An 18769-nucleotide genomic window follows, 5' to 3' on the forward strand; every position below is an offset into this window, starting at 1 on the left:
CTCAGTGCAGGGAGCGGCGGAAGCCGAGGAGTCGGAACGCCACGGTCACCTCGGTCGACCCTGGCGGCCCGGTAGGGTCTGCGGGGTCTGTGGAGGATGTGTGGTGCGAGGAGGGGCCCATGCCGATGAGGGCGGCAACGTCGTCGGGGGAGAGTACCAGGACCCTGGAGAGGTCCGCCGTGGACTCCAGGTGAAAGCCCGGCGCCAGGCTGGCGACCAGGTCGTCGGTCTTGTTCCCGTGCACCTCCAGGGCCAGGCCGGCGGCGCGCAGTTCCTGGAGATGGCTGGCGTGCGGCACCACGACGGCGAGAAGTGCTCCGGGAGCCAGGATGCGATGGAACTCGGCCGGATTCCGGGGAGCGAACACGTTGATGGCGACGTCAGCGGCCCCGTCCCGGATCGGCAGCGGCGACCAGACATCCGCGACGAGCCCGTCCGTGGTCGAGTGAGGTTCGGTGAGACCGGCCCGGACCGTTCGTGCGACCGCGGCCGCTGACAGGTCCATGGCCAGTGCCGCGACGCCAGGGGTACGGGACAGCGGGGAACCGGGGGAGTGGACGCCGGAGGCGGCGTGCAGGGCCCCCCGCAGGTAATAGCCGGTGCCGCAGCCGATGTCGATGATTCGGTGCGGGGATTCGGCGGCCACGAGAGCGCTGAGGGCCTCGCGGAGTTCGGTATACCACCCGCGTTCCAAGAAGATGTCGCGGGCGTCCAGCATGGCGGCGGAATCGCCGATGAGTTTGCGTGAACCGACCATGAGGGACGCGAAGCCCCGCCGGTTCGTGTCGAAACGGTGGCCGGTGCTGCAGGCGAGAACTCGGTCGCCGGCCGGGACCAGGTCGCCCAAACAGTTCGGGCACCGCAGCCACTCAGACAGAGTCTGGAGTGGGTGGGGTGCCCGAACCGATTCGGCTGAGGAACTAGTGGTGATCGCCGTGGCTTTCTTCGAGTTCCTTGGTCCCGACCGGGGCAATCCGATCTTCGAAGAACCAGCGGGACAGGCCGGCACGAACCCGCTGAACCGGGGACACCTTGCCCTGGGCGTTCGGAGTCAACTCGAGCGGCTTGTAGTTGGTGTAGCTGACCAACTTCCAACGCTCGTACTCGTCGACGGGCTGGTGCACCTCGATGTACTCGCCGCCGGGCAGACGGACGATGCGACCGGACTCGTAGCCGTGCAGGACAATCTCCCGGTCCTTCTTCTGCAGCGCCAGGCACACTCGCTTGGTGATGAAGTAGGCGACGAACGGGCCGAGGATCACGACGGCCTGAAGGGTGTGGATGACACCCTCCATGGTCACCGAGAAGTGCGTGGCGATGATGTCCGAGGACGCCGCCGCCCACAGGCCGGCGTAGAACGTGACACCCGCGGCGCCGATGGCCGTGCGGGTCGGCGCGTTGCGCGGACGGTCCAGGATGTGGTGCTCGCGCTTGTCACCGGTGATCCACGCTTCGAGGAACGGGTACAGCAGGACAACGCCGATGAACACGCCGAGGCCCACGAGGGGGATCAGGATGTTGAACGACCAGGTGCCGCCCAGACCAACCCACTCCAGTCCCGGCGGAATCAACCGGAGGGCGCCGTCGGCAAAGCCGATGTACCAGTCCGGCTGGGTCCCGGCGGACACCGGTGAGGGGTCGTACGGTCCGTAGTTCCAGATCGGGTTGATCGTGAAGAACGAGGCCATCAGCATCACGACGCCGAAGACGATGAAGAAGAATCCACCGGCCTTGGCGGCGTAGACCGGGAGCACCGGGTAGCCGACGACGTTCGTGTCCGTGCGGCCCGCTCCGGGGTACTGGGTGTGCTTGTGCACCACGACGAAGAGCAGGTGCAGCGCGATCAAGGCGACGATGATCGCCGGAAGCAGCAGGATGTGAAGCGAATACAGACGACCGACGATGTCGGTGCCCGGGAACTCGCCGCCGAAGAGCAGGAACGAGATCCAGGTTCCGACGACGGGGATGCCCTTGACCATGCCGTCGATGATCCGCAGGCCGTTTCCGGAGAGCAGGTCGTCGGGCAGCGAGTAGCCGGTGAAGCCCTCAGCCATGGCCAGGATGAACAGGACGAAGCCGATCACCCAGTTCAGCTCGCGAGGCTTGCGGAAGGCTCCGGTGAAGTAGATGCGCAGCATGTGCAGTCCGATGGATGCCACGAACAGCAGCGCAGCCCAGTGGTGTACCTGACGCATCAGCAGTCCGCCGCGCACGTCGAAGGAGATGTCCAGCGAGGATGCCATGGCCACCGACATCTCCACGCCCTTGAGAGGCACGTAGGAGCCTTCGTAGTGCACTTCGGCCATCGAGGCCTGGAAGAAGAAGGTCAGGAACGATCCGGACAGCAGGATGATGACGAAGCTGTAGAGCGCCACCTCACCGAGCAGGAAAGACCAGTGGTCGGGGAAGATCTTGCGACCCAGTTCCTTGACCGCGGTGGAGATGCTGGTGCGCTCGTCGATGTAGTTCGCCGCGGCGCCGGTGAAGCCACCGGACTTCTTCGACTCGGCGGGTTTCATATCGGTTGTGGTACTCACTGTCGCTCCCAAAAGCTCGGTCCGACCGGTTCAAGGAAATCGCTCTGCGCGATGAGGTACCCCTCGGAGTCCACGGCGATGGGCAGCTGCGGAAGGGCGCGTTTGGCGGGTCCGAAGATGACTTTCGCCTGGTCGGCCACATTGAACTGTGACTGGTGGCAGGGGCAGAGGAGGTGGTGCGTCTGCTGTTCGTACAGGCCGACGGGGCAGCCTACGTGTGTGCAGATCTTGGAGTACGCGACGATCCCGTCGTAGGACCAGCTAGCCCGCTCGGGCGTTTCGATGAGGTCCTCGGGCTTCATGCGCACGAGGATCACCACAGCCTTGGCCTTCTCTTCAAGCCGGCCGTGCTCAAGATCCATCAGGCCCTCCGGGATCACCGCGAAGGACGAACCCAGGGTGACGTCCGAGGCCTTGATCGGCGCACCGGACGGGTCCAGGGCCAGCCTGGTGCCCTTCTCCCACATGGTCTGCTTCAGGAGGGCGACGGGATCCTGGTCCATCGGGGCGAGCCCGCGGAACAGGACGACGGCGGGGAGCGGGAAGACCACGAGGGCCCCGATGAGGCTGTTGCGGATCACGGCGCGTCGGCCGATGCCGGACTCCGTGTTGGCTTCCTGGAAGATTTCGACCGCGCGGGCGCGGGTCTCGTCGCTGCCCCGGACCGGGTGACGCTCGTCCACGCCCTCCTCGTCGTGCATCAGCGCCTTGCCCCAGTGCACCGCACCGATGCCCAGCGCCAGCAGCGCCAACGCGAGCCCGATCCCGATGAACAGGTTGTTCAGCCGCACGGAGCCCGGGTCTTCGGGGACGATCGGGAAGATGATGTACGCCGCGATGGCGAAAATGCTGCCGACGATCGACAGGTAGAACAGGGTGTACACCGTGCGCTCGGCGCGCTTCTCGGCGCGCGGGTCGAGGTCGGTGATCCGGGGGCGGTGCGGAGGGAAGCCGGGATTGGCCACGGCGTCGCGGGCGACGACGGCGGTGCCGACGGCGGCCGTGACGTGCTCGACACTCGAGGAGTCGGCAGCGGTCAGATCCTTTCCGCTGGTCTCATCGCTGGCCATTGTTCTCCTTCGTGGGCGCTGTCTGTGCTGGGTGTGTCATTGCCGGGTGCCGATCAATTCGATTTCGCCGTGATCCACACGGTCAGGGCCACGATGGCACCCAGACCGAAGATCCAGAGGAAGAGGCCTTCGGACACCGGTCCGAGGGATCCGAGGGCGAATCCACCCGGCGACGGGTTGTTCTCGATGTACTTGAGGTAAGTGATGATGTCGCGCTTGTCTTCAGGCGAGACGTTCATGTCGTTGAACACCGGCATGTTCTGCGGGCCGGTGATCATGGCCTCGTAGATGTGCTGCGGGGTGACGCCGTCCAGCGCGGGAGCGTACTTGCCCTCGGTGAGCGCGCCGCCTGCTCCGGCGACGTTGTGGCACATGGCGCAGTTGATCCGGAACAGCTCGGCGCCGGCGGCGGCGTCGCCCTCGGCATCCAGGTATTCGGCTTCGGGGATGGCAGGGCCGGGCGCGAGGGATGCGACATAGGCGACGAGAGCCGCGGTCTGCTCCTCGGTGAACTGCACAGGCTTGACGATGGCCTGCGGGCCGTTGGCCTGCATGGGCATGCGCCCGGTGCCGACCTGGAAGTCAACGGACGCGGCGCCCACGCCGATCAGGCTGGGACCGGTGCCGGTTCCGTCGGCGCTGAGGCCGTGGCAGGTCGCGCAGTTCGCGGCGAAAAGCTTCTCGCCCTCGCTGACGGTCTGCTGCGATGCCGTTTCGGTCTGTGCGGTTGCCGTGCTGGTGCTGATCATCGCGTACGCGCCGCCGGTGAAGAGCAGGCCGATCGCGATCAGGGCGACGCTGGCCAGCGGGCTGCGCCGACCGCTGCGACGTGTGCGGCCGTTGGTAGGTTTCTGAGTCCTGGGCATACTGAGTGTGTCCGCTCCTGCTTGTTATTTAAGAACGTAGATGACCAGGAAGAGCCCGATCCACACGACGTCGACGAAATGCCAGTAGTACGAGACCACGATGGCGCTGGTGGCTTCCTTGTGACCGAAGTTCTTGACCGCGAAACCGCGACCGATCACGAGGAGGAAGGCAATGAGTCCGGCGGTCACGTGGATGCCGTGGAATCCGGTGGTGAGGTAGAACGCTGAGCCGTAGGCGTTGGAGGCGAGGGTGACGCCCTCCGACACGAGGGTCGCGTACTCGAGGACCTGGCCGGAGACGAAGACGGCGCCGAGGGCATAGGTGAGGAAGAACCACTCGACCATGCCCCACTGGCTGGGCTTCCACCCGGTGGACCTGGCCTGCAGGCGCTCGGCAGCGAAGACGCCGAACTGGCAGGTGATCGAGGAGGAGACCAGGATCAGGGTGTTCACCAGGGCGAAGACGAAGTTGTGCTTTTCCGTCTCGAACTGCCACAGCTCCGGGGAGGTGGACCGCAACGTGAAGTAGATGGCGAAGAGGCCAGCGAAGAACATGACCTCACTGCCCAGCCAGACAATGGTGCCAACCGCCACGCTGTTGGGCCTGTTAACTACGGGAATGGTCGCCCGGGGAGTAATTGAGGTCGTCGTCACTATTCCATTATGACCGATTCCTCCACAGGTTTTTCTCAAGGTGAAGTGCCATAAGACCCTAATGTGAAAATTGGTATCCCCAACCGAGGCCTGACGGCGCCGAAATACCGGTCGGGGGAGCGCCGGCGCTTAAGATTGGGCCATGCTCGAATCCCAGTCATGGCCCGCCGTTCTTGATGCCCTCCTGCGTAGAGAGGACCTGAGCGTCGCCGATGCGGCGTGGAGTATGGAACGCATCATGCTCGGCGAGGCCACCCCGGCTCAGTTGGCCGGATTCCTGGTGGCTCTGCGCGCCAAGGGTGAGACCGTCGATGAAATCGTCGGTTTCCGCGACGCGATCCTGGACCACGCCGTTCCGCTGAACGTCAACTCGATGGGGCTGGACATCGTCGGCACCGGGGGAGACCGGTTCGGGACCGTGAACGTCTCGACCATGGCGTCGATAGTGTGTGCGGCAACCGGTGTGCCGGTGATCAAACACGGCAATCGGGCGGCCAGTTCGGCATCCGGTTCGTCGGACGTGCTTGCCGCGCTGGGCATCGACCTGACCCTGTCGGCCGACGCAGTGGCCTCGATCCTGGCTGCCACGGGCATCACCTTCGCCTATGCTGCCGCGTTCCACCCCGGTTTTCGGCATGCCGCTGCCGTTCGGTCCGAGCTGGGTATCCCCACGGTGTTCAACTTCCTCGGCCCCCTCGTCAACCCGGCCCGGCCGGAAGCTTCCGCCGTCGGTGTGGCCAACCTCGACAGGGTCCCTCTGTTCGTCGGGGTGTTCCAGACCCGCGGAGCATCGGCGTTGGTGTTCCGTGGCGACGATGGCCTCGACGAACTCACCACGACGGGGCACAGCCACGTGTGGGAGGTCTCCAGGGGTCTGGTCACCGAGCACGACATCGACCCACGCGATCTCGGCATCCCGCGGGCGACCATGAGCCAGCTGATCGGCGGTTCGCCGGAACACAACGCGGCAGTGGTGCACTCGGTCCTCGCCGGAGAGCAGGGACCGGTGCGGGACATCGTGCTGCTGAACGCGGCAGCGGGCCTGGTCGCCTACGACCTCGCCCACGATCCCGCTCAGTCCCAGGTCAGCATCCTGGACCGGTTCCGGGCGAAACTCGCCGTGGCCGCGCAGGCCATCGACTCCGGCGCCGGAACCGCGAAACTCGCCGACTGGGTGCAGGCCAGCCGCGCCTGACCTGCACCACACGGCGGTTTGACGGTTAGAGCACGTCCTCGTCGACCCAGTCGAAGGTCTTGGTGACGGCCTTCTTCCAGTTCCGCAACTGCCGGGCGCTCTCGTCTGCGCTCAACTTCGGTGTCCAGCGGCTGTCTTCCTGCCAGTTCGACCGCAGCTCGTCCAGGGTGCTCCAGAAGCCCACCGCCAGGCCTGCCGCGTACGCGGCGCCGAGCGCGGTGGTCTCCGCCACAACCGGGCGGATCACCGGCACACCGATGATGTCGGCCTGGAACTGCATCAGCAGGTTGTTCTTGATCATTCCGCCGTCGACCTTGAGCTCGGTCAGCGGCACCCCGGAGTCCGCGTTGACCGCGTCGAGGACCTCGCGGGTCTGGAAGGCAGTGGCCTCCAGCGCCGCCCGGGCGATGTGGCCCTTGTTCACGAACCGGGTCAGTCCCACCAGGGCGCCGCGGGCATCCGCGCGCCAGTACGGCGCGAACAGGCCGCTGAACGCCGGCACGAAGTAGGCGCCGCCGTTGTCATCGACCGTGGCGGCCAGCGTCTCGATCTCCTCAGACGACGTGATCATGCCCAGGTTGTCGCGCAGCCACTGCACCAGGGCGCCGGTGACGGCTATCGACCCCTCCAGCGCGTAGTGCGGTTCGGCGTCGCCGAGCTTGTAGCCCAGGGTGGTGAGCAGGCCGTTCTTGGAGTGGATGATGTCGGTGCCGGTGTTGAAGATCAGGAAGTTACCGGTGCCGTAGGTGTTCTTCGCCTCACCCTGGTCGAAGGCGGCCTGGCCGAACGTGGCGGCCTGCTGGTCACCGAGGATGCCCGCGATGGGCACCTCGCGCAGNGGTGCCGTAGACCTCGCTGGAGGACTTGATTTCCGGCATCATCGACTTCGGTACGTTGAAGATGCTCAGGATCTCGTCATCCCACTGCAGCGTCTCCAAGTCCATGAACAGGGTGCGACTGGCGTTGGTGACGTCGGTGGCGTGCACGCCGCCCTCCAGGCCGCCGGTGAGGTTCCAGAGCACCCAGGAGTCGGTGGTGCCGAACATCAGGTCGCCGGCGTCCGCCTTCGCCCGCGCTCCCTCGACGTTTTCGAGGATCCAGACGATCTTGGTGCCGGAGAAGTAGGTCGCCAGTGGCAGGCCCACCTTCTGCTTGAACCGTTCCACGCCGCCGTCGGCGGCGAGACGGTCGACGATGGGCTGAGTGCGGGTGTCCTGCCAGACGATGGCGTTGTAGACGGGCTTGCCGGTGGTGCGGTCCCAGACCACGGCGGTTTCCCGCTGGTTGGTGATGCCGACAGCGGAGATGTCGTGCCGGGTGAGGTTGGCCTTGGAGAGCGCCTGGCCGATCACCTCACGGGTGTTGTCCCAGATTTCCATCGGGTTGTGCTCGACCCAGCCGGCGCGGGGGAAGATCTGCTCGTGTTCGAGTTGTCCGGTCGAGACGATGGACCCCGAGTGGTCGAAGATGATGGCGCGTGAACTCGTGGTGCCTTGGTCGATGGCGAGTACGTACTTAGCCATGGTGTACCTCCTTGTACGTTGCATGATGGCTTGAACAGACTATAAAACCGTGTGGCGGTTTTCAGGTGGACTGATGCACAGCGAAGCAGGCCAGTCCGGGGAGGGACCGGCCTGCCACGGTCATACCATGGGCAGCCAGACCAGCGATGCCCAGCCCGCGAGGACTCCGCCGATGACGGGACCGACCACGGGGACCCAGGAATAGGCCCAGTCCGAGGACCCCTTGCCCTTGATCGGCAGGATGAAGTGCGCGATCCGGGGGCCCAGGTCACGGGCGGGGTTGATGGCGTATCCGGTCGGGCCACCGAGTGAGACGCCGATGACCAGAACGAGGAGGGCGACGGGTAAGGCGGCTACGGCCCCCACGTCACCGGACTGGCCCCAACCACCGAAGGCGAACACGACGAAGACCAGGACGAAGGTGCCGATGATCTCGGTGACGAGGTTCCAGCCGTAGGAACGGATGGCCGGCCCGGTCGAGAAGGTACCGAGCTTGTTCGCCGGTTCCGGTTCCTCGTCGTAGTGCTGCTTGTACACCAGCCAGACCACCACGGCGCCGAGGAAGGCGCCGAGGAACTCGCCGGCCAGATACACGAGCGTCGAAAGGAAGTTCACCGGGACGTCCGCAGCACCGCCGAAGGTGTCGGAGCCCGATGCGACGATGCCGAGGGTGACGGCCGGGTTGAGGTGGCCACCGGAGTTGTACGCGACGACCACACCGACGAAGACCGCGAAGGCCCAGCCGATGGTCACCATCAGGAAGCCGCCGCCGAAGCCCTTGTTCTTCGTCAGGGCCACGTTCGCCACGACACCACAACCGAGGAGGGTGAGCATCCCTGTGCCCAGCACCTCCGACAAAAACACTAGACCGATATTGTCCACGATGACCTTTCTCGTAGTAGCGAGATGCCGGCAGTACCGGAGCAATCCCTTCGCGGTGAGCGATTTCGCAGTCACCATAGCGCGGGCGGGGCGTGAGCGAAATAGTCCCGATGGGCTGCATCATCTGCCTCTTACCGAGACCGTTGGCAGCGCGTAGGTTGGGCACGGAGCACAGTTGCGTGCCCGGCGCTCTAGCGTGCGCCGATCGATCCCGACGAAATGAAGGAATGGTCATGAAAAAGCTTGTCAACGACCCGAAGAACGTTGTCGACGAAGCCGTCGCAGGTTTCGGTGCCGCGCACGCGGATATCGTGCGAGTCTCGCTGGATCCGGTGTTCATCGTGCGGGCCGACGCGCCGGTGGCCGGCAAGGTCGGTATCGTCAGCGGCGGCGGCAGCGGGCACGAGCCTCTGCACGGCGGATTCGTCGGGTCGGGCATGCTGGACGCCGCCGTGCCCGGCGCCGTGTTCACCTCGCCGACACCCGACCCGATCCTGGCCGCGACGAAGGCCGTCGACGGGGGAGCCGGGGTGCTGCATATCGTGAAGAACTACACGGGCGACGTGCTGAACTTCGAGACCGCGGCGGATCTGGCCGAGGCCGATGAGATCGAGGTGCGCACGGTGATCGTCAACGATGATGTCGCCGTGAAGGACTCGCTGTACACCGCGGGGCGAAGGGGAGTGGCGGGCACCGTGCTCGTGGAGAAGATCGCCGGTGCGGCCGCCGAACGCGGTGATGACCTGACGAACGTGGCGACCGTCGCCGAAAAGGTGATCGGCCAGGTGCGCTCTATGGGCGTGGCCCTGACCCCCTGCGTCGTGCCGCACGCCGGCGAGCCGAGTTTCACCCTGGCCGACGACGAGATCGAGATCGGCATCGGCATCCACGGCGAGCCCGGGCGCGAGCGGATCAAGCTCGAACCGGCCGACGCCATCGTCGACCGGATCCTCGGTCCGATCCTGGACGACATCCCCTACGCATCCGGAGACAAGGTTCTGCTCTTCGTCAACGGAATGGGCGGGACGCCGCAGGTTGAGCTGTACATTGTATTTCGACGGGCCGCCGAAGTTCTCGCCGAACGAGGCATCGAGGTGACTCGCACGCTCGTCGGCAATTTCACAACATCACTGGAGATGCAGGGCATGTCGATCACGATTCTCAAGCTCGACGATGAGTTGACCGCCCTGTGGGATGCTCCGGTGCACACAGCCGCACTGCGGTGGGGAAAGTAGGGAAGACCGAATGAGCGTAGACGTCGCATGGGCCCAGGCCTGGATCAGGAGCAGCGCGAAGGTTCTCTCCGAGCACCGCGCCGAGCTGAACACACTCGACCGCGAGATCGGCGACGGTGATCACGGCGAGAACATGGACAGGGGCTTCCAGGCCGTGCTGCCCAAGCTCGATGCGCTGGCCGACGCTGCCACGCCCGGCGAACTGCTCAAGACTCTCGCGGCGACGCTCATTTCCACCGTCGGCGGTGCGGCCGGTCCGCTCTACGGCACGGCGTACCTCAAGGCCGCCGGCGCCGTGAGCGGGGCCGCCGAACTGGACGGCCCGGCCGTCGTCGCCCTGCTCACGGCCGGACGGGACGGCATCGTGCTGCGCGGCAAGGCCGAATCCGGTGACAAGACGATGGTGGATGCCTGGACCCCGGCAGTGGAGGCGGCCGTCGAGGCCGAAGCCGCCGGGGCCAGCCCCAGCCTGATCCTGGCCGCCGCCGCTGACGCCGCCGAGGCCGGCGCCGTCGCGACCGAACCCTGGGTCGCCCGCAAGGGGCGGGCGAGTTACCTGGGGGAGCGGGCCATCGGCCATCGCGACCCCGGCGCCCAGTCGACGGCGCTCATCCTGCGCTGCGGCGCCGATGCGGCCGCACAGTCCTGATCGTGGCTGACCTCAACGACGCTGACCAGAGCGTGGCAGCGTCCCGCGTCGGCGTGGTGTTCGTCTCACACAGCGTCGAGATAGCATCCGGTCTGGTGACACTGGCCCGTCAGATGGCCCCTAACGTCGCCCTGGTGGCCGCGGGCGGAATGGACGACGGCGGCATCGGCACCAGCTTCGACAAAATCGTGGCAGGCATCGAGGAAGCCGACCACGGCAGCGGCGTCGTGCTGCTCTGCGACCTGGGCTCGGCCATCCTGACCGCGGAAACCGCGGTGGACTTCCTCGACGACGAGGTGCGGGCACGGGTGCGCATCGCCGACGCACCGCTCGTGGAGGGCGGCGTGTCTGCCGCCGTGGCCGCCGAGATCGGGGGAGACGTCGCGGCGGTGCTGGCGGCGGCCGAGTCGGCCAGTGGCGCCGGGTCGGCACCGGCAGACGCCGCGCCGCCCGCACCGGGCACAGCCGGTACCGAGGAGCTGCCGCAACCGGTCAGCCGCACGGTGACCTTGCGGAACCGGGACGGGCTGCACGCCAGGCCGGCGGCCGACTTCGTGAAGCTCGCCAGCCAATTCGACGCTGAAGTGTCCGTGAACGGCAAGGACGCGCACAGCCTGCTGGGCATCATGTCGCTCGGACTGACCCGGGGGATGAGCGTGGAGATCTCCGGACCCGACGAACGATCGCGGGCGGCGGTAGACGCCCTGGCCGAGTTGATCGAGACCGGCTTCGGCGAAGAATAGTTCCCGCGCAGCCGCTGGTTGGCTGGGCGCGCTTCAGGGGCGTACGCTGTGGCCATGGTCCAGAATGATAAATCCTCGGCCCAGGCTCACCGCAAGGGCGCGAACCGCTTGTTCGACTGGGTAGAAGACCGACTCCGGCCCGCCTTCGACTCGCCGCCCGTCGGCACCTACGACGCGGCCGAGACGACCGGGCTGGCCCAGTGCCCGGTGTGCGGCCGGCCGATGACCGAGCACACCATCGAGCACTCGGCACATGACACCGTGTTGAACTGCCCGGTCCCGCACCCCGGGGCCTGGGACCGGGATGCTTTCGAGCCGGTGAATGAATACGGCATGGTGATCCGTCGTCGCCCGGACGAGGGCTTGCCGGAGTGAGTCTGCGCGGAGTGCGACCGCAGGTGGCGGTCGTCACGCGGATCGCCGACGAGCTGTGAAACCCTCAACCCGAGATTGATTCTCGGTCCAATCTCCGCTTGTTGACATAATGTGCATTATCGGTCATATTTCCATCCCGGGAAAACGGGGTCGGTCCTCGTCCGTCCGGCGTTGGAAACTCTCCGGCTAGATCCCCATCACTGCCCGCCTGGGTCGGCTCGGCAGGGTTTTCGATCGCACGCCAGTCACGGAACGAGAGCGTGCGGAAACCCGAAGGCGCCGCAGGACGACTCCGGTTGCACCAGTCGTCGCACCCCTTCCGGCTGAAACGGTGCGGCCCGAGCCCAACGCATATTATGTCAAGAAAATCGGCTCAGGCGCCGACGTACGCCGCCAGATGCTGGCCGGTGAGGGTGGACCGTGCGGCGACGAGGTCGGCCGGAGTTCCCTCGAAAACGATCCGGCCGCCGTCGCGACCGGCGCCGGGACCCAGGTCGATGATCCAGTCAGCGTGGGCCATCACCGCCTGGTGGTGTTCAACGACGATGACCGTTTTGCCGGCATCGACCAGCCGGTCCAGCAGGCCGAGAAGCTGTTCGACGTCAGCGAGGTGCAGGCCCGTCGTCGGCTCGTCGAGCACGTACACGCCGCCCTTTTCCGACAGGTGCATGGCCAGCTTCAGCCGCTGCCGCTCTCCCCCGGACAGCGTCGAGAGCGTCTGGCCCAGGCTGAGGTAGCCGAGCCCCACGTCGGCCAAGCCGACGACAATGGCGTGCGCGGCCGGGATCCGGGCCTCACCGGCGCCGAAGAACGCCACGGCCTCGGTGACCGACATTGCGAGAACCTCGCTGATATCGCGGCCACCGAGCCGGTATTCCAGCACGGATGCGTCGAACCGCTTGCCCTCACACACCTCGCAGGTGGTTGAGACCGTCGCCATCGGGCCCAGGTCGGTGAAGATCACGCCGGCGCCGTTGCAATTCGGGCAGGCGCCCTCGGAGTTGGAGCTGAACAGGGCCGGTTTGACACCGTTGGCCTTTGCGAAGGCCTTGCGAATCGGCTCGAGCATTCCCGTGTAGGTGGCCGGGTTGCTCCGGCGTGAGCCGCGGATCGCGCCCTGGTCGATCGATACCACGCCGGCGCCGGCGGGGATCGATCCGTGCACCAGCGAGCTCTTGCCCGAGCCGGCCACGCCGGTGATGACTACGAGCACCCCGAGTGGGATGTCGACGTCGACGTCCTCAAGGTTGTGCTCCGTCGCGCCACGGATCTCCAGGGCACCGGTGGGCGTGCGCACGGCCTTCTTCACTCTCGCGCGGTAGTCGAGGTGGCGCCCGGTGAGGGTGTCGCTGGCCCGGAGGCCCTCGAGGGTGCCCTCGAAGCAGACCGATCCGCCCGCCGTGCCGGCGCCGGGGCCGAGGTCGATGATGTGATCGGCGATGGCGATCATCTCCGGCTTGTGCTCCACCACGAGCACGGTGTTGCCCTTGTCCCGCAGGCGCAGCAGCAGCTCGTTCATCCGCTGGATGTCATGCGGGTGCAGGCCGATGGTGGGTTCGTCGAAGACATAGGTGACGTCGGTGAGCGACGAGCCGAGGTGCCGGATCAGCTTGGTACGCTGCGCCTCTCCCCCGGACAGGGTGCCGGCCGGCCGGTCGAGCGACAGATAGCCCAGGCCGATCTCGGTGAAGGAATCGAACAGGTGCTGCAACGCCGCCAGCAGCGGGGCCACCGACGGGTCGTGAATGGTGCGCACCCACGCGGCGAGGTCACTGATCTGCATGGCGCAGGCATCCGCGATGTTGACGCCGTCGATGCGGGACGACCTGGCGCCCTCGCTGAGACGGGTGCCACCGCAGTCCGGGCAGGTCGCGAAGGTGACGGCGCGGTCCACGAAGGCGCGAATGTGCGGCTGCATGGCCTCACGGTCCTTGGCCAGGAACGATTTCTGCACCTTGGGGATCAGGCCCTCGTAGGTCATGTTGATGTCACCGACCTTCACCTTGACCGGCTCCTTGTAGAGGAAGTCGTGCCGTTCCTTCGTGGTGTAGTCACGGATCGGCTTGTCGGCGTTGAGGAAGCCGGAGCCCGTGAAGATCTTGACGCCCCAGCCTTCGGCGGTGTAACCGGGGATGGTGAGCGCACCCTCGTTCAGCGACTTGGAGTCGTCGTACAGCTGAGTCAGGTCGATGTCGTTCACGGTGCCCATACCCTCGCAGCGCGGGCACATTCCGCCAGTGATGCTGAAGCTGCGCCGTTCCTTGGTCGTGGTGCCGCCTCGCTCGATGGTGACGGCGCCGGCGCCGGAGATGGAGGCGACGTTGAAGGAGAACGCCTGCGGCGAGCCGAGGTGCGGCTGGCCGAGCCGGCTGAACAGGATGCGCAGCAGCGCGTTGGCGTCGGTGGCTGTGCCGACCGTCGACCGGGCGTTGGCGCCCATCCGTTCCTGGTCGACGATGATCGCGGTGGTCAATCCGCTGAGCAGGTCGACATCCGGCCGGGCCAGCGATGGCATGAAGCCCTGCAGGAAGGTGCTGTAGGTCTCGTTGATCATCCGCTGGGACTCCGCGGCGATGGTGCTGAACACCAGTGAGCTCTTGCCGGAGCCGGACACGCCGGTGAACACGGTCAGGCGGCGTTTGGGGATCTCGACGCTGATGTCGTTGAGGTTGTTCTCCCGGGCGCCCTGCACCCGGATCAGGTCGTGGCTGTCGGCAACCTGGTTGGACGACGGCGGGGCCGTGGGGGCTGAAGCGTTCATCGTGTCTCCAAGAATGGGTGCCGGGGCTCTGCAGTCGACCAGCTTCGAGCATACGTGAGGATCGCCATGGTCACCGGGCAGTTTGATTGTCGGGTCGACGGCGCGTAGCCGTGGGAGCGGCATCGGATTAGGTTGGCGCCATGCCCAACACCGCCGGACCCACCAGCGCAGTCTTCGCCATCGCCATCGACCCTCGGCAGCTGAGCGCCAGAGAGATAAGCGGCATCCGGGTGGCCTTCGCGGTCAGCGCCGTGGTGGCCATCGCCATCGGGGCGATCCTGCTGGTCTGGACCGAGGCCACCCTCACGGTTATCGCGGTGTTGTTCGGGCTCTATTTCGTGATCAGCGGGGTCGTCAGGATCGCGCGCGGGGTTGCCAGCACCGGGTCGGCCGCCGGCGGCCGGGTGCTCAATATAGTTCTCGGCGTGCTGGTGCTGATCCTGGGCATCCTGGCGCTCCGGAACCCCGAGGGGTCGTTGGCCGTTCTCGGACTGGTCGTCGGCATCGTCTGGATCGTCGAGGGCGTGGCGGCGCTGGTGGAGTACACCACGGACTCCAGCCGCTGGCCCGGAATCCTGCTCGGCGTCGTCGGCGTCCTGGCGGGCCTGATCGTGCTGTTCGCCCCGGTGCAGACCATCGGCGTCCTCGTCACGATCGGCGGCATCATGCTGATCATCTCGGGACTCGTCCAGCTGGTGCGCGCGTTCACCTTCGGGCGGGGCGTCAGTGCCGGGTGACTGACGGTACTAGCTGGTGAAGTCGGAGGTGTCGCCGACGTAGCGGGTGTTGTTCGCCGGGACCGGCTCGACGGCGGCCAGTACGATCTCCGCGGCGAACTCGCTGACGTTGTACAGCTTGCCGGCAGAATCCTGGCGGGCGCTGATGGCACCGGGATTCGCACGCTCGAGCAGGACCGCCGTGATGGTGCCCTGGATCATGTCACCGGAGACGACGACAAAACCGATGCCGGCCTCGGCAAGTTCGGGGATGACGGCGCGGAGCGCGTCCTCGCCGGCCCGCTTGCTGCGGGCCACCGGCTCGTAGACGGCCACGTTCGACGCGGTGTCGACGAAATGCGCCTGGTGGCTCGTGATGAAGACCACGCGGGCGCCGTCGCTGAGCAGCGGCACGGCCGCGGTGAGCAGGTTGACCTGGGCGTCGCGGTTCAACTGCATGGCATAGTCCTCGGCCATGCCGGACTCCATGCCGCCGGAGGCATTCATCACGAGGATGTCGAGTCCGCCGTACTCGGCGCGGATGGTGTCGAACATGGCCGAGACGGATTCCGCGTCGGTGAGGTCGGCGGCCACGGTGATCGCGGTTCCGCCGGCGGCGCGGATGGCGTCGGCCAGCTTGGTGGCGCGCGCTTCCTTGTTGCGGTAGTTGATGACGACCTTCGCGCCGGCTTCGGCGAAGTAGGCGACGGTGTCGGCTCCGATCCCCCGGGACGAGCCCGTGACGAGGATGCGCTTTCCCGAGAGACTGCCGGGCTGGAGGGGATTCATCGTAGGTGTGCTCACGGTGATAAACACTACCAACATGCCCAACACCTCCAAGTGCTAGCGTCATCTGCAAGCGACGCTAAGAGGGGCGACGACATGGTGGATTTGACGGACTACCTGTGGATCGTATGGCTGGTCTTCATCCTGGTCTGCGTCATCATCGAGCTGCTGACCCTGGATTTCACCTTCCTGATGATCGCCGTCGGCAGTCTCGCCGGGCTGGGAGCGAACCTGCTCGGCTGGGAATGGTGGGTGCAGATCCTCGTCGCCGGCGCCGTCTCGGTGCTGCTGTTGCTGCTCATCCGCCCGGTGCTCTTACGCCTGATGGCCAAGAGCGCGGCGGCAGTGCCACCGAGCAACGTGGCCGCGCTGATCGGCATGGGAGGGCGGGTGTCCTCCACCATCGCCGAACTGGGCGGCCTGGTCAGGCTCGACAACGGCGAGACCTGGACGGCCCGCCTCTCCCCCGACCGGACCCCGACCCGCATCGATCCCGGCGAGCGGGTCCTGGTGTCGGCCATCGAAGGCTCCACAGCTGTTGTCGTCCCCGAGGAAAGGACCGATTAACGTGCCAAATCTCGATCAACTCCTGCTCCAGATCTTCATTGTGGTCCTCATCATCGTCGTTCTGGTCTTTGTCGTGGTGGTGCTTGTGCGCACCATCCGCATCATTCCGCAAGCCAGTGCCGGTGTCGTCGAACGCCTCGGCAAGTACCACAAGACCCTGATGCCCGGCCTCAACATCCTGGTGCCGTTCATCGACCGGGTGCGGCCGCTCATCGACATGCGCGAACAGGTGGTGTCTTTTCCCCCGCAGCCGGTGATCACCGAGGACAATCTGGTGGTGTCGATCGACACCGTCGTCTACTTCCAGGTGACGGATGCCCGCGCCGCGACCTATGAGATCGCCAACTACCTCGGCGCGGTCGAGCAGCTGACCACGACCACCCTGCGCAACGTGGTCGGCGGGCTCAACCTTGAAGAGGCTCTGACCAGCCGCGACAACATCAACGGGCAACTGCGGATCGTGCTGGACGAGGCCACCGGGAAGTGGGGCATCAGGGTCGGCCGGGTGGAGCTGAAGGCCATCGACCCGCCGCACTCGATCCAAGACTCGATGGAGAAGCAGATGCGCGCCGAACGAGACCGCCGAGCTCTGATCCTCACGGCCGAGGGCACCAAGCAGTCCGCCATCCTCACTGCGGAGGGCGCGCGTCAGGCCTCGATCCTGCAGGCGGAAGGCCAGGCAAAGGCTGCCGTGCTGCGGGCCCAGGGAGAGGCGGAGGCCATCACCACGGTCTTCAAGGCCATCCACGACGGCGACCCCGACCCGAAGCTCCTCGCCTACCAGTATCTGCAGACCCTGCCCAAGCTGGCGGACGGCACGGCGAACAAGCTCTGGATCGTGCCCAGCGAGCTGACCGAGGCGATGAAGGGGATCGGTCGGGCCTTCGGCCCGAATCCGGTTGCCGGCTCCCACCCGGCTCCCGCCGACGCAGCCGGGATCGGCCCAGAGGCCCCGGGACCCGATCGTGAACGCTGACCTGACGACCTTCCTGTCCCCGCCAGGGCCGCGGATCCTCGCGCACCGGGGCCTGAGCACGCAGGCGCCGGAAAACACCCTGCTCGCCTTTCTACAGGCCATCGTCGGCGGGGCTACGCACCTCGAAACCGATGTGCACGCCAGCAGCGACGGCGTCGCCGTGATCAGCCACGACCCGGTCCTGCCGAATGACGGCCCGGCCGTGAACGCTCTCACGATGGCCCAGCTCAGCCGGGTCGACCTCGGCGCGGGCCAGACCTATTGCTCGCTCGCGGAGGCCTTGGCCGCCTTCCCGGACGCCAGGTTCAACATCGACGTCAAGTCCGCCGACGCCGTGCTGCCCGCCGCGCGCGCCATCCGGGCCGCCGCCGCATCCCGCCGGGTGCTCCTCACCTCGTTTTCTGAGAGCCGGCGACGTCGGGTGCTCCGGGCCGTCCCCGGAGCTGCGACGTCGGCGTCTGCCCAGGGAATCGCCCTGATGCTGGCCGCGGTCGGCCTCCGGCAGCACTGGGCGCTCCCCCGCATCCTGCGCGGGGTCCACGCCATCCAGGTTCCGGTTCGGGCCGGACGGCTGCGTATCGTCACCCCGCGGGTGATCAACCGGATGCATGCCATCGGCGTGGAGGTGCACGTGTGGACCGTCAACGACCCGGCCGTGATGGCCCGGCTGTTGGCGCTCGGCGTGGATGGTCTCGTCACCGACCGATGCGACCTCGCTGCCCATGTGGTCGCCCGGCGGTGAAACCGTCTGCGACAGGCGGCGGTTTCTGAGAGATCCCCGCGAGATCGGCGGTAACGGAAAGATAACGCACAGCTTGATGGTTTAGAACTGAGAATGCATCGCGAGAGGAGACCACACGATGGCAGATCGTAGTTTGCGTGGCATGAGGTTGGGTTCACAGAGCCTGCAGAGCGAAGAGGGCGTGACCTTTTCCCCACGCGTGAGTCACACGTACTTGTGTGCAACGTGCGAACGCGAGACGGTGATGATTTTCTCCGCCGAAGCCGAGGCACCAGATGAGTGGGAGTGCCGTTTCTGCTCCCAGACCGCAACCCGGTTGGTTGATTCGAAGCCCGTGGTCGTCGACCACTCCGACGAAAAGATCGCCCGCACCCACTGGGACATGCTCCTGGAGCGTCGCACCCGGGCCGAGCTCGAAGAGCTGCTGGAGGAACGCCTCGCGGTCCTGCGTCAGCGTCGGGGCCAAAAAGTCGGCGCGTAACCGGCTCAGCG

Annotated in this window: 18 protein-coding genes and 1 pseudogene; 10 read left to right on the plus strand and 9 right to left on the minus strand. The window is 66.4% G+C overall.

Features of this window, described 5'->3' with window-relative positions; translation table 11 throughout:
• Position 1: 1 nt before the first annotated feature.
• The 5 genes from E3T19_RS12720 to E3T19_RS12740 all read right to left on the minus strand — a co-directional run bounded on the left by E3T19_RS12720 (position 2) and on the right by E3T19_RS12740 (position 5127).
• Positions 2-757: a hypothetical protein gene (locus E3T19_RS12720; protein WP_134409017.1), complete on the minus strand. Its 756-nt coding sequence runs from the start codon at positions 755-757 to the stop codon at positions 2-4.
• A 163-nt stretch (positions 758-920) separates the two neighbouring features.
• Positions 921-2519, minus strand: coding sequence for a ubiquinol-cytochrome c reductase cytochrome b subunit (locus tag E3T19_RS12725; protein ID WP_174776237.1), 1599 nt, complete (start codon positions 2517-2519; stop codon positions 921-923).
• A gap of 14 nt (positions 2520-2533) precedes the next feature.
• Positions 2534-3607, minus strand: a complete 1074-nt coding sequence (locus tag E3T19_RS12730) for a ubiquinol-cytochrome c reductase iron-sulfur subunit (RefSeq protein ID WP_088456183.1) — start codon at positions 3605-3607, stop codon at positions 2534-2536.
• Between the two features lie 53 nt (positions 3608-3660).
• Complete coding sequence (locus E3T19_RS12735) at positions 3661-4473, minus strand: cytochrome c (protein WP_088456184.1); 813 nt, start codon at positions 4471-4473, stop codon at positions 3661-3663.
• Between the two features lie 24 nt (positions 4474-4497).
• Positions 4498-5127, minus strand: coding sequence for a heme-copper oxidase subunit III (locus E3T19_RS12740; RefSeq protein ID WP_241980214.1), 630 nt, complete (start codon positions 5125-5127; stop codon positions 4498-4500).
• 142 nt (positions 5128-5269) lie between these two features.
• On the opposite strand from E3T19_RS12740, the gene trpD reads away from it, so the two are divergent.
• Complete coding sequence (gene trpD, locus E3T19_RS12745) at positions 5270-6322, plus strand: anthranilate phosphoribosyltransferase (RefSeq protein WP_134409019.1); 1053 nt, start codon at positions 5270-5272, stop codon at positions 6320-6322.
• Positions 6323-6347: 25 nt separating this feature from the next.
• On the opposite strand, the pseudogene glpK reads toward trpD, so the two are convergent.
• Positions 6348-7845, minus strand: a pseudogene (gene glpK, locus E3T19_RS12750) (glycerol kinase GlpK).
• A gap of 120 nt (positions 7846-7965) precedes the next feature.
• Positions 7966-8679 carry an MIP/aquaporin family protein gene (locus E3T19_RS12755; protein WP_240632492.1) on the minus strand — a complete coding sequence of 238 codons (714 nt, stop codon included), beginning with the start codon at positions 8677-8679 and terminating at the stop codon, positions 7966-7968.
• Between the two features lie 281 nt (positions 8680-8960).
• On the opposite strand from E3T19_RS12755, the gene dhaK reads away from it, so the two are divergent.
• The 4 genes from dhaK to E3T19_RS12775 are packed head-to-tail and all read left to right on the plus strand — an operon-like array spanning position 8961 to position 11729.
• Positions 8961-9962: a dihydroxyacetone kinase subunit DhaK gene (gene dhaK, locus E3T19_RS12760; RefSeq protein WP_103460016.1), complete on the plus strand. Its 1002-nt coding sequence runs from the start codon at positions 8961-8963 to the stop codon at positions 9960-9962.
• 10 nt (positions 9963-9972) lie between these two features.
• Entirely contained in the window at positions 9973-10611 is a 639-nt protein-coding gene (gene dhaL, locus E3T19_RS12765; RefSeq protein WP_088456190.1) for a dihydroxyacetone kinase subunit DhaL, read from the plus strand.
• 2 nt (positions 10612-10613) lie between these two features.
• Positions 10614-11354 (plus strand): dihydroxyacetone kinase phosphoryl donor subunit DhaM, encoded by a 741-nt coding sequence (gene dhaM / locus E3T19_RS12770; RefSeq protein ID WP_241980215.1) that lies wholly within the window; start codon positions 10614-10616, stop codon positions 11352-11354.
• Between the two features lie 54 nt (positions 11355-11408).
• Positions 11409-11729, plus strand: coding sequence for a hypothetical protein (locus tag E3T19_RS12775; RefSeq protein ID WP_134409020.1), 321 nt, complete (start codon positions 11409-11411; stop codon positions 11727-11729).
• 373 nt (positions 11730-12102) lie between these two features.
• Here the strand turns inward: E3T19_RS12775 and E3T19_RS12780 are convergent, their stop codons facing one another.
• A complete protein-coding gene (locus tag E3T19_RS12780; protein WP_134409021.1) occupies positions 12103-14490 on the minus strand; it encodes an excinuclease ABC subunit UvrA in 2388 nt (795 codons plus the stop codon).
• Between the two features lie 140 nt (positions 14491-14630).
• Between E3T19_RS12780 and E3T19_RS12785 the strand changes: the two genes are divergently transcribed.
• The gene (locus E3T19_RS12785) at positions 14631-15227 is read left to right on the plus strand and encodes an HdeD family acid-resistance protein (RefSeq protein WP_134409022.1); all 597 of its coding nucleotides are present in this window, start codon (positions 14631-14633) and stop codon (positions 15225-15227) included.
• Positions 15228-15236: 9 nt separating this feature from the next.
• On the opposite strand, the gene E3T19_RS12790 is transcribed toward E3T19_RS12785, so the two are convergent.
• Positions 15237-15995, minus strand: a complete 759-nt coding sequence (locus tag E3T19_RS12790) for an SDR family oxidoreductase (protein ID WP_088456194.1) — start codon at positions 15993-15995, stop codon at positions 15237-15239.
• Between the two features lie 93 nt (positions 15996-16088).
• Between E3T19_RS12790 and E3T19_RS12795 the strand changes: the two genes are divergently transcribed.
• The 4 genes from E3T19_RS12795 (at position 16089) to E3T19_RS12810 (ending at position 18758) form a co-directional block, all read left to right on the plus strand.
• Positions 16089-16559, plus strand: coding sequence for an NfeD family protein (locus tag E3T19_RS12795; RefSeq protein ID WP_088456195.1), 471 nt, complete (start codon positions 16089-16091; stop codon positions 16557-16559).
• A 1-nt stretch (position 16560) separates the two neighbouring features.
• The gene (locus E3T19_RS12800) at positions 16561-17535 is read left to right on the plus strand and encodes an SPFH domain-containing protein (protein WP_370294274.1); all 975 of its coding nucleotides are present in this window, start codon (positions 16561-16563) and stop codon (positions 17533-17535) included.
• On the plus strand, positions 17525-18277 hold the full coding sequence (locus E3T19_RS12805; protein ID WP_240632459.1) for a glycerophosphodiester phosphodiesterase family protein: 753 nt from the start codon (positions 17525-17527) through the stop codon (positions 18275-18277). Before E3T19_RS12800 ends, E3T19_RS12805 begins: the two co-directional genes overlap by 11 nt.
• Before the next feature lie 118 nt (positions 18278-18395).
• Positions 18396-18758, plus strand: a complete 363-nt coding sequence (locus E3T19_RS12810; RefSeq protein ID WP_088456196.1) for an RNA polymerase-binding protein RbpA — start codon at positions 18396-18398, stop codon at positions 18756-18758.
• Positions 18759-18769: the final 11 nt, after the last annotated feature.

The sequence above is a fragment of the Cryobacterium sp. TMT4-31 genome (assembly GCF_004403385.1).
GTDB lineage: Bacteria > Actinomycetota > Actinomycetes > Actinomycetales > Microbacteriaceae > Cryobacterium > Cryobacterium zongtaii.